The sequence below is a fragment of the Egicoccus halophilus genome, assembly GCF_004300825.1.
Taxonomy (GTDB): Bacteria; Actinomycetota; Nitriliruptoria; order Nitriliruptorales; family Nitriliruptoraceae; genus Egicoccus; species Egicoccus halophilus.
Genome location: NZ_CP036250.1, coordinates 3784188 through 3793981, shown reverse-complemented (window position 1 = coordinate 3793981; position 9794 = coordinate 3784188). Strand labels below are relative to the sequence as shown.

Sequence of the window (9794 nt, the reverse complement as noted above, 5' to 3'; positions counted from 1 at the left end):
CAACACCGGACCGGGGGTCAGACGATCGAACCCGGTGGGCGCAGCGGGACGGCGGTGGCGTAGAACAGCAGCCGCCCGACCAGCTCCGAGGCGCCGAAGGCGACCAGCATGCCCCACACCAGCGGGCTGGCGCGATAGACGAGCCGGTCGGTGCGCAACCGCTGGAGCAGCACCACGACCAGGGCGACCCCGACGATCCAGCCGACCGCCCGCAACGCCAGCAGCCACCGGTGGTCGACGGTGAACAGCGCGAGGCTGGCCTCGCCCTCGAGCCCCAGCGCCGGGAGCCGGCCCAGCTTGAGCAGCAGCGACGCGGCCGACAGCAACGCGCCGGCGAGCACGGTCACCGCCATGGCCCGCAGGTGCAGCCCCAGCAGCGGCTCCAGCGACCCGGCCGTGCGGCGCCGTGCGTAGATGGTGAGGAACACCGCGGCGACCAGCAGTGGCCCGAGCACCAGCGCGGAGGCCACGAAGGACAGCGGTGTGGACAGCTGGTACCAGCTCGGCATCGCCGGGACGAGGTAGAGCATCGTCATCGACGCCAGTCCCAGTGCGCCGGCCACCCCGGCAACGGCACCGAGCGTGGCACGCAGCGGGAAGCGGTCGCGGTAGCGCCACCACAGCGCGGCGTACAGGCCCCCGAGGGCGAAGAACCCGCCGAGGAAGAGGATCTCGCGCGAGAGCCACGAGTTGCCGAGGTTGAACAGGGCCCGGTAGGCGTGCATCGGCTGCCCGAGGTGCAGGGTGGACGCCACGAAGCCGAGCGCCATCAGCGGTCCGAGCAGCCAGACCCCGACGCTGGTGAGCTCCTCCTGCTCCCCGGTGTCGGCGAGCTGGCGAGCCAGCAGGTCGGTGACCCACAGCACGGCGAAGGCACCGAGCACCAGCTGGGTGATCAGGGTGAAGACGGTCAGCGGCCAGTCGAAGGCAGGCATGGCTCAGCCCTCCCGGGACTCGGCGAGGCGGTCGGTGCCGTCGACCCGTCGCAGGTCGTCGGGCAGCTCGGCCGGCAGGTCGAACAGGATGTTGGGGCGCGTGATGTCGATGTCGGGGAAGAACGGCGCCTCACGCTGGGCGGTGGGGTGCCGGCGGTACAGCTCGTCCATCGGCCCCCAGTCGAGTGCGTCGTAGGGGCAGCTCTCCACGCAGGCCGGGATTCCGCCCTCGTCGACGATCGGGGCGCACATGTTGCACTTGCTGACCTTGCCGAGCTTCTTGTCGTACTGCGGCGCGCCGTAGGGGCAGGCGAAGGTGCACATCTTGCACCCGATGCACACGTCCTGGTCCACCAGCACGATGCCGTCGTCGCGCTTGGTGTAGGCGCCGGTCGGGCACGCGCTGGCGCAGGCCGGCATGTCGCAGTGGTTGCACGACAGCGACATGAACAGCTGGGTGACGTCGGGGAAGTCCCCGGCCTCGAGCGTGCCGACCTTGCGGAAGGACACGTCGATGGGGGTCTCCCAGGTCTGGTCGCAGGCGGCCTCGCAGGTGCGGCAGCCGACGCACTTGTCGAGGTTGACGTAGAAGCCGAGACGGTCGGTCATGGTGAGGTCTTCCGGTGCCAGGGAGGGTGGGGGAGCTCAGAGGAGTTCGAGGGCGGCGGCCGTGTGCTTGAGCGCGGGCTGGAAGCTCAGCTCGTCGAAGAACCGCCCGGTGAGGTCGTTGACGGGCCGGCTGCCGAACTTCGGGCCGAAGTGCATCGGCACGAACAGCGAGCCGGGCGCGACCTTCGCGGTCACCCGTGCCGGGACCTCCATCTGCCCGCGACGCGATCGCAGACGCACCCGGTCTCCGGACCGGATGCCCAGTCGACGGGCGTCGTCGGGGTTGACCTCCACGTAGTTCTCCGGGGAGCGCTTGAGCACCGAGGGCATCCGGCCCGTCTTGGTCATGGTGTGCCAGTGCTCCTGCACCCGACCGGTGTTGAGCCAGAACGGGTAGCTGGCGTCGGGCGCCTCGAGCGGCGGCACGTAGTCCATCGCGTGCAGCACCGCACGGCCGTCCTCGGTGTTGAACCGGCCCTCGGTGTACAGCCGGGGCGTGCCGGGGGAGGCGGTGTCGGGCACCGGCCACTGCAGGCCGTGCTCGGCCTCGAGCCGGTCGTAGGTGATGCCACGCAGGTCGCAGGGGCGGCCCTCGGTGAGCGCCTTGAACTCGTCGAAGGCGTCCTCGGTGGTGGCGAAGGGGAACATCTCGGCGAACCCGAGGCGGCGGCCGACCTCGACGAAGATGTCGAAGTCGGAGCGGGCGCGGCCGTAGGGCTGCACCGCCTGGCGCAGGACGTTGACCCGCCGCTCGGAGTTGGTGAACGTGCCGGCCTTCTCCCCCCACATCGCCGCCGGCAGCACGAGGTCGGCCAACTCGGTCGTCTCGGTCTCGAAGACGTCCTGGACGACCAGCGTCTCGACGTTGCGCAGCACCTCGGTGGCCCAACGCGTGTCGGGGAAGGTCACGGCGGGGTTGGTGCCGATGACCCACAGGAAGCGGATGTCACCGGCTTCGATGCCCTCCCAGATCCTGTGGGCCGCGACCGGGGCCTCGGGCAGGTCCTCGAGTTCGATGCCCCAGGCGTCGGCGATCTGCTGGCGGTGCTCGGGCTTGGCCAGCGAGCGGTAACCGGGCAGCGACCCGCCGCCACCGGCCTGGCGGAAGTCCATCGAGGACGGCTGACCGGTCAGCGAGAACGGACCGGCACCGGGGCGTCCCACCTGCCCGGTCATCAGGTGCAGGTTGCACATCTGGTTGACGGCGGCGACGCCCTGGGTCTGCTGGTTGATGCCCATGGTCCACAGGCTCGTGGTGGCGTTCGCCTCGCCGAACCAGCGGCCGGCCGTCTCGATGTCGGCGGCCGGGACCCCGCACACCTCGGCGGCACGCTGCGGCGTCCAGTCGGCGACCAGCGCGGCCACCTCGTCGTAGCCGGTGGTGTGCGCGTCGAGGTAGGCGCGGTCGACGAGCCCGTCGCGGATCACCACGTGCTGCATCGCGTTGAGCAGCGCCACGTCGGTACCCGGACGGATCGGCAGGTACAGGTCCGCCAACCGGGTGAACTGCACCGCGCGCGGGTCGGCGACGATCAGCTTGCAGCCGCCTTCCTGCAGGCGTGCCATCAGCCGGCCACCGAGGATCGGGTGCGCCTCGTGCAGGTTCGCGCCGGTCAGGTAGACGAGGTCGGTCTCGGCGAGGTCGGCGTAGGCGTTGGGCGGACCGTCGGAGCCGAACGAGCGTTGGTAGCCGGTGACGGCGCTGGCCATGCACAGCCGCGGGTTGCCGTCGAGGTTGGGGGTCTTGATCGCGCCGCGGGCGAGCTTGCTGAGCGTGTAGAACTCCTCCTGCAGCAGCTGGCCGGTGTTGTAGATCGCGACCGCCTGCGGGCCGTGCTCGTCGATCACCGCGCGCAGACGCCCGACGAGTTCGTCGAACGCCCGGTCCCAGCCGACAGCAGACAGCTCGCCGTCGGCGTCGCGCAGCTGCGGGTCGCCCAGGCGACCCTCGGCGCGCACGACCTCGGCCTGGTGCAGCGACTTCTGGCACAGCAGACCCTGGTTGACCGGGTGGTCCGGGTTCCCGCGCACCATCACCGGCTCACCGGCGGTGGTGCCGATCTGCAGGCCGCAACCGGTGGCGCAGAACTGGCAGGTGGAGGTGGTCCACCGCTCCACGCGCTCGGCGGGGGTGAGCGCGGCGGCCGCGGCGGCCGTCGGCGCGAGCAGTCGGGCACCGAGCGGAACCGCACTCGCGGCGGTCAGCCCCAGACCGGCCGTCCCCGTCACCTGCAGGAAGCGGCGGCGGTCCATGCCGAACAGGCGGTGCGGACCGTCGTCCCGGGTCGCGGGGGGCGTGGCGGTGTCGACCACGGCGGCTCTCCTGGCGTCGTACCCGGCCGCGACGTTCGCGGTGGGCTTCGGTCAGGAGGGTCGGCCGTCGCGGGTGTCCGTGTGAGCGCGACAAGGCCCGACTTCGCGGGACCTCTCCGGGCTCCCTCGGGGCCGTTCGGCCCTGCCGCGCGACGCTCAGGCCTCCTCGGCCAGGACGTCGTCGATCCAGCCCATGGCGGCGACCGCGGACGGGAAGCCGGCGGTGGTGATCGCGAGCACGGCGACGTGGCGGATCTCCTCGGCCGTGCAGCCGACCCCCAGGGCCTTGCGGACGTTGGAGCGCACCGCGCCCTTGGCCAGGGCGCCGACGGCGATGCCCAGGGTCGTGAGCCGCTGCTCGCGCTCGTCGAGCGGTCCGGCCTGTTCCCCGGCGCGCCCGAGGCCGTCGAGGGCGTCGGCGACCTGCGGATAGCGGTCGCGGATACCGAGGTAGATGTCGGGGAGGTACGCGACGTCGGGGGTGTCGGACACGATGGCTTCCTCGTCGATCGGCCGTCCCGACCCTAGTGATCGACGTCGCTCGCGGTCGGGGAGCGGACACGACGCTCGGCCAGCCCGCCGTGACGCCCGGCGGGCCGCCCGCGACGCCCGGCAGGTCTGTGGCGCTCAGGCGGCGGTGCGTCCGAGGTCGCTGCGCAGGTCGCGGACGGCGATCCGGGCGGCGCGGTTGGCCCCGATCGTGGACGCCGAGGGCCCGTAGCCCAGCAGGTGCAGGCGCGGGTCGTCCGCGACGTGCGTGCCCTCCATGCGGATGCCGCCGCTGGCATCGCGCAGATCGAGTGGCGCGAGGTGGTCGAGTGCGTGGCGGAACCCGGTCGCCCACAGGATCACGCCGGCGCGGACGGAGCGGCCGTCGTCCCACGCGACGCCATCGGGGGTGATGCGGTCGAACATCGGCGATCGTTCGAGCGCGCCCCGGCGGCGGGCCTCCTCGACCGGTGGGGTGGCGACCAGGCCGGTCACGCGGACGACCGACGCGGGCCGTCGGCCCTCGGCGACGGCGCGCTTCACCTTCGCGATCGCCTCGCGGCCGGCGTCGTGGTCGAAGGGGGTGTCGCGCCACACCGGTTCGCGCCGGGTCACCCACGTCGTGGTCGTCACCCGCGAGATCTCGGCGAGGTGTTGCACGGCGGAGTGCCCGCCGCCGACGACCACCACGTGCCGGCCGGCGAAGGCGTGCGGCCCGGCGTAGTCGGCGGTGTGGAGCTGCTCGCCGCGGAACCGCTCGCGACCCGGGTAGCCGGGCCAGAACGGGCGGGTCCAGGTCCCGGTCGCGTTGATCAGCGCGCGGGTGCGCCAGGTGCCGCCGTCGGTCTCCACCACCAGGCGCCCGTCGTCGGGAGCCTGGACCTCCCGGACGGCGCGCACGGCGACGGGGCGGTGCACCGGGAGGTCGAAGGTGCGCTCGTACCGGGCGAAGTAGTCGGCCATCACCTCGCTGGCGGGCTCGTCGTCGCCCACCTCGCCCAACGGCAGGCCCGGCAGGTCGTGCACCCCGTGGACCGCCCGCATCGTCAGCGTGGGCCAACGGTGACGCCAGGCGCCGCCGGGCCCGTCGTCGGCGTCGAGCAGGACGAACTCGTCCCCCGGCGAGAATCCGCGCGCACCGAGGAAGTGCGCCGCGGACAGTCCCGCCTGTCCGGCGCCGACGACGACCACCTCGACGTCGCGCATGCGCTCCTCACCGATTCGTTCGTCATGCAACCACGTGGGCAACGCCGGGGTGGCCGCCGGCATTCCGCGCCAGTACGGTCGCGGCCGCGCACCAGGGGGAACCATGCGGTCCGACTTCCGCCTCGTCCGGCTGATCGCCACGGCGTTGGCCACGACCGGCCTGCTGCTCGGCGGCTGCACGTCCGACGACACCGGGGTGTCCGACCGCGTGCGCGACGGCGCGCCGGTGGCGCAGGACCCGGCCGACGACGACCCGGCCGACCGCGAGCCGGCGGACGACGACCCGGCCGACGATGACCCGGCCGACGCGGCGTCCGCCGGTGACGGCCCGGGCGAGAGCGTTCCCGGAGCCGGTGACGTACCCGGGGACGCCGAGGACGGCACGACCGACGCGGCCGGGCAGCCCGCCGCGGGGCGAGACGCCGAGGATGCCGCCGCGGCGGACGACACCGGCGCGAACGGCGCTGCCGACCGTGGCGTGGACGAGGGCACCGGCGGCGCGGGCCGGGGGGAGTCGACGTCCGGTGCTGCCCGCCCACGCCCCACCGAACCGCCGGCGTTCCGCGAGGGCGGCGTGCTCGAGGAGGCCTTCGGGGCGGACAACCCGTTCCCGGCCGACGTGGAGCTCGACTGCGTGACCCAGCAGGACCTCGACGTCGTCGCCCAGGTGCTCGGCGAGGAGGCCGTCGCCGAGTTCGAGGACCTGATCGCCCAGGGCTATCTGGAGCGTTGCTGAAGACCCGCGAGACGCGGGCACCGAGGCAGCCCGAACGGACTAGGGTCCCGCCGCCTCGGGTGCGGCGCGACGGGAGTTCACGGGAGGACTCCCACGGCATCGCGTGACCGCGCCCGGCGGTCACGGGAGCCTGGACGTGAAGACAACGCTTCGTGCGGTGCTGGGGGCGGTGGCCGCCGCCGGCCTGCTGTTGCCGGCGACGACCGCGGTCGCCGTCGACGCTGCCTCATCGGTCACCACGACAGCGGCGCGGACCGGTCCGCCGGCGTCGGTCGCCGTGCTCGGTGACTCGATCTCGGCCGGGACCGGTGCCGACGGGCGCAGCTTCGGTGACTCGCTGATCCCGCTGCCGGGCAGCGAGCGGCCCAACCGTTCGTGGGCGACCGGCGACCAGTACACCGATCTGCAGAGCGTGTTCCAGCGGGTGCGGTCCCTGCGGCCGGGGCAGAGCACCACGCGGGCGAACCTGGCGGTCAACGGCTCCCGGGGATCGGACGTCGCCCAACAGGTTCGGGGCGCACCGGTGGACGTGGGGTTGATCCTGGTCCAGATCGGTGGCAACGACCTGTGCCGGCCGACGGTGCAGGACATGACGCCCGTCGAGGAGTACCGGGCGCAGATCGACGCGACGCTGGCGTGGATCGCCGAGCACCGACCCGAGGCGCTGGTGCAGGTCAACTCGGTGCCCGACATCTACCGACTGTGGGAACTGCGGCGCACCAACGCGGTCGCGGTGACGTTCTGGTCCCTCGGGCTCATCCCCTGTCAGTCGCTGCTGGCGAACCCCACCTCGCAGGACGCGGCCGACGTCGCCCGCCGCGACGCGGTCCGTGCGCACGGGTTGGCCTACAACGACCAGCTGCGCGAGGCCTGCGCCCGGTACCTGCGCTGCCGCTACGACGACGACGCCACCTGGCGGTTCAGCAACGATCCGGCCACGTTCGTCGACAGCGACGTGTCCAGCCAGGACCACTTCCACCCCTCCTACCGGGGACAGGTGAAGCTGGCCGAGGTGTCGTGGCTGGCCGGGTTCGACTTCGCCGACGAGGCGGTGCCCCAGGTGACGCTGGCGACGACGACGGCGCCGACGTCCGCCGGCTGGCACGCCGCGGCCGTGGACGTCGAGGTCGTCGCGACCGACGAGGCCGGTGTGGCCGGCATCGAGTCCCGGGTGCACGCGCCGGACGGCAGCGTCGGTACCTGGCAGACGTCCTTCGGGGACCGGGCGCTCGTCACGGTCGAGCAGGACGGCGCCAGCTTCGTCGAGGCCCGGGCGATCGACGTCAACGGCAACGTGTCCGCGAGCGAGGTGCACGCGGTGTCGCTCGACCGGCAGGCGCCGACCGTCACCGTGACCGGGGTCGACGACGGCGACGAGGTGCTCCTCGGGGCCGAGGCCGGGTTCGGCGTCGCCTGCGACGACGACCGCTCCGGTGTGGCGTCCTGCGAGCCGTCCCAGGCGGACGGCGTCCTGGACACCACCACGGCCGGACGGCGGACGCTCACGGTCACGGCCGTCGACGCCGCTGGCAACCGCACCGAGGCCACGGTGGGCTACCGCGTCGTGTACGACGTCGCGGTGGCGTCGGACCGGCTCGAAGGAACCGGGCCGATCGAGATCCAGCGCAACGCCATGCTGCCCGTCCGCGTGTCGGTCCGTGACGCCGCCGGACAGCCCGTGGCCGGCGTGCCAGCGTCGTTGCGGCTCGTCAGCGCCCACGGGACCGCGTTGGTCGCCGGCGAGCTGACGGAGGGCTACGACGGGGACCGCTACGGCGCGCAGCTCCCGCTGCGGCGCCTGGGGGTGACGCCGGGCGGCTGGACGCTGGTCGCCGACCTCGACGACGGCACGACGCGGGTGCTGGCGGAGCTCGACGTCCGCTGACACGACCGACACGACGGCGCCCGGGGCACTCGCCCCGGGCGCCGTCGTGTCGACAGGGGGTCGGTCAGCGCCGGCGTGCCCGTCGACGCGGCTGACCCTGCGACGAGCGGGAGTCACCGCCGGCGCGCTGTCCGCCGCCGGTGCGCTGTCCGCCGCCGGTGCGCTGGCTGCCGTCGGCGCGCTGCCCGTCGCCCGTCCGCTGGCTGCCGGACGCGTGCGATGCGCCGGAGCGGCCGGACTCCCCGGTGCGCGGTCCACCCGAGCGGTGGCCGCCGCCGGAGCGTTGCCCGTCACCGGAGCGCTGCCCGCCACCGGAACGCTGCCCGCCACGCGAGCGTTGGCGCGGGCGCGCCTCGGTGGTGGCGCCAGGACGCGGGGACGGGAGGGTGTCGGCCGACAACAGCGACCACTCGACGTCGTGCAGGCCGACCGGCAGCTCGAGGTCGCGCTGGAGCTTCTGCACGTCACCGCGCTCCTCGGCACCGACGAGCGAGACGACCAGGCCGTCAGCGCCCGCACGACCGGTGCGACCCGAGCGGTGCACGTAGTCCTTGTCCGTCGCCGGCTGGTCGTAGTGCACGACCGCGGCGACGTCGTCGACGTGGATGCCGCGGGCCGCGACGTCGGTGGCCACCAGCGCCTGGACGGTGCCGTCGGCGAAGCGGGTCAACGCCGACTCGCGCTGGTTCTGGCTGCGGTTGCCGTGGATCGCCGCGGTCGTGATGCCGTCCTTGGCCAGTTGCTTCGCAAGCCGGTCGGCGCCGTGCTTGGTGCGGGTGAACACGATCGTGGCGCCGGTACGGCGGACGATCTGGGCGGTCAGGGAGCGACGCTCGGGACGCTCGGCGGGCCAGAACAGGTGGCGTACGTCTCCGCGACGCTCGGCCGGCGTGTCGAACTCGTGCCGGGCGGGGTTGCGCTGGTAGCGGCGGATCAGCACGTCGACGTCGCCATCGAGCGTCGCGCTGAACAGCAGCGTCTGCCGGTCACCGCGGGTCTGGTCGAGCAGGCGCCGCACGACCGGCAGGAAGCCCATGTCGGCCATGCGGTCGGCTTCGTCGAGCACCACCAGGTCGACGTCACCCAGGTGCAGGGCGCGCTGCTGCAGCAGGTCCTCGAGCCGCCCGGGCGTCGCGACGAGCACGTCGACCCGGCGGCCCAGACGCTGGCGGTCGCGGTTGACGCTGGTACCGCCGTAGACGGTCACCAGGTTGCGGCCCATCTCCTCGAGCAGCGGCGCGAGCACGTCGCGGACCTGTGCCGCGAGCTCGCGGGTGGGGACCAGCAGCAGGGCGCGGGGTCGGCCGGCCGCGCCGCGACCGACGCGCATGGCGACCGGCAGGGAGAAGGCGAGCGTCTTGCCCGAGCCGGTCGGTGCCTTGCCGCACAGGTCCCGACCGTCGACGGCGTCACGCAGCGTCAACTGCTGGATCGGGAACGGTGCCTGGATGTCCAGGGCGCGCAGTCGCGCCACCAGTGCGGACGGAACCCCGAGGTCGGCGAACGAGCGCTCGGAGGTGGAGGTCGTCATGAAGATGCCTTGCAGCCCGCCGTACGCGGGCACGTCGTCGTCGCGTCGGATCGGGGACCCGGACGCGTGCACGCGAGGAGCCGGCGGTGC

Annotated in this window: 8 protein-coding genes; 2 read left to right on the top strand and 6 right to left on the bottom strand. The window is 73.4% G+C overall.

Going from position 1 to position 9794, the window contains the following annotated elements:
* Positions 1–17 precede the first annotated feature (17 nt).
* The 5 genes from ELR47_RS17260 to ELR47_RS17240 all read right to left on the bottom strand — a co-directional run bounded on the left by ELR47_RS17260 (position 18) and on the right by ELR47_RS17240 (position 5552).
* Complete coding sequence (locus ELR47_RS17260; RefSeq protein WP_130651002.1) at positions 18–935, bottom strand: dimethyl sulfoxide reductase anchor subunit family protein; 918 nt, start codon at positions 933–935, stop codon at positions 18–20.
* Positions 936–938: 3 nt separating this feature from the next.
* Positions 939–1544, bottom strand: coding sequence for a 4Fe-4S dicluster domain-containing protein (locus tag ELR47_RS17255; protein ID WP_130651480.1), 606 nt, complete (start codon positions 1542–1544; stop codon positions 939–941).
* A 36-nt stretch (positions 1545–1580) separates the two neighbouring features.
* Complete coding sequence (locus ELR47_RS17250) at positions 1581–3857, bottom strand: molybdopterin oxidoreductase family protein (protein ID WP_130651001.1); 2277 nt, start codon at positions 3855–3857, stop codon at positions 1581–1583.
* A 156-nt stretch (positions 3858–4013) separates the two neighbouring features.
* Positions 4014–4349: a carboxymuconolactone decarboxylase family protein gene (locus ELR47_RS17245; RefSeq protein ID WP_130651000.1), complete on the bottom strand. Its 336-nt coding sequence runs from the start codon at positions 4347–4349 to the stop codon at positions 4014–4016.
* Between the two features lie 135 nt (positions 4350–4484).
* Entirely contained in the window at positions 4485–5552 is a 1068-nt protein-coding gene (locus tag ELR47_RS17240; RefSeq protein WP_130650999.1) for an NAD(P)-binding domain-containing protein, read from the bottom strand.
* 103 nt (positions 5553–5655) lie between these two features.
* Between ELR47_RS17240 and ELR47_RS18535 the strand changes: the two genes are divergently transcribed.
* Both ELR47_RS18535 and ELR47_RS17230 read left to right on the top strand, forming a co-directional pair.
* On the top strand, positions 5656–6288 hold the full coding sequence (locus ELR47_RS18535) for a hypothetical protein (protein WP_165404171.1): 633 nt from the start codon (positions 5656–5658) through the stop codon (positions 6286–6288).
* 136 nt (positions 6289–6424) lie between these two features.
* On the top strand, positions 6425–8173 hold the full coding sequence (locus ELR47_RS17230; protein ID WP_165404170.1) for an SGNH/GDSL hydrolase family protein: 1749 nt from the start codon (positions 6425–6427) through the stop codon (positions 8171–8173).
* Positions 8174–8237: 64 nt separating this feature from the next.
* On the opposite strand, the gene ELR47_RS17225 is transcribed toward ELR47_RS17230, so the two are convergent.
* The gene (locus ELR47_RS17225; protein WP_130650997.1) at positions 8238–9704 is read right to left on the bottom strand and encodes a DEAD/DEAH box helicase; all 1467 of its coding nucleotides are present in this window, start codon (positions 9702–9704) and stop codon (positions 8238–8240) included.
* Positions 9705–9794: the final 90 nt, after the last annotated feature.

Coding starts and splice junctions, on each gene's coding strand:
- ELR47_RS17260 (WP_130651002.1), bottom strand. CDS start 935: ATGCCTGCCTTCGACTGGCCGCTGACCGTCTTCACCCTGATCACCCAG.
- ELR47_RS17255 (WP_130651480.1), bottom strand. CDS start 1,544: ATGACCGACCGTCTCGGCTTCTACGTCAACCTCGACAAGTGCGTCGGC.
- ELR47_RS17240 (WP_130650999.1), bottom strand. CDS start 5,552: ATGCGCGACGTCGAGGTGGTCGTCGTCGGCGCCGGACAGGCGGGACTG.
- ELR47_RS18535 (WP_165404171.1), top strand. CDS start 5,656: ATGCGGTCCGACTTCCGCCTCGTCCGGCTGATCGCCACGGCGTTGGCC.
- ELR47_RS17225 (WP_130650997.1), bottom strand. CDS start 9,704: ATGACGACCTCCACCTCCGAGCGCTCGTTCGCCGACCTCGGGGTTCCG.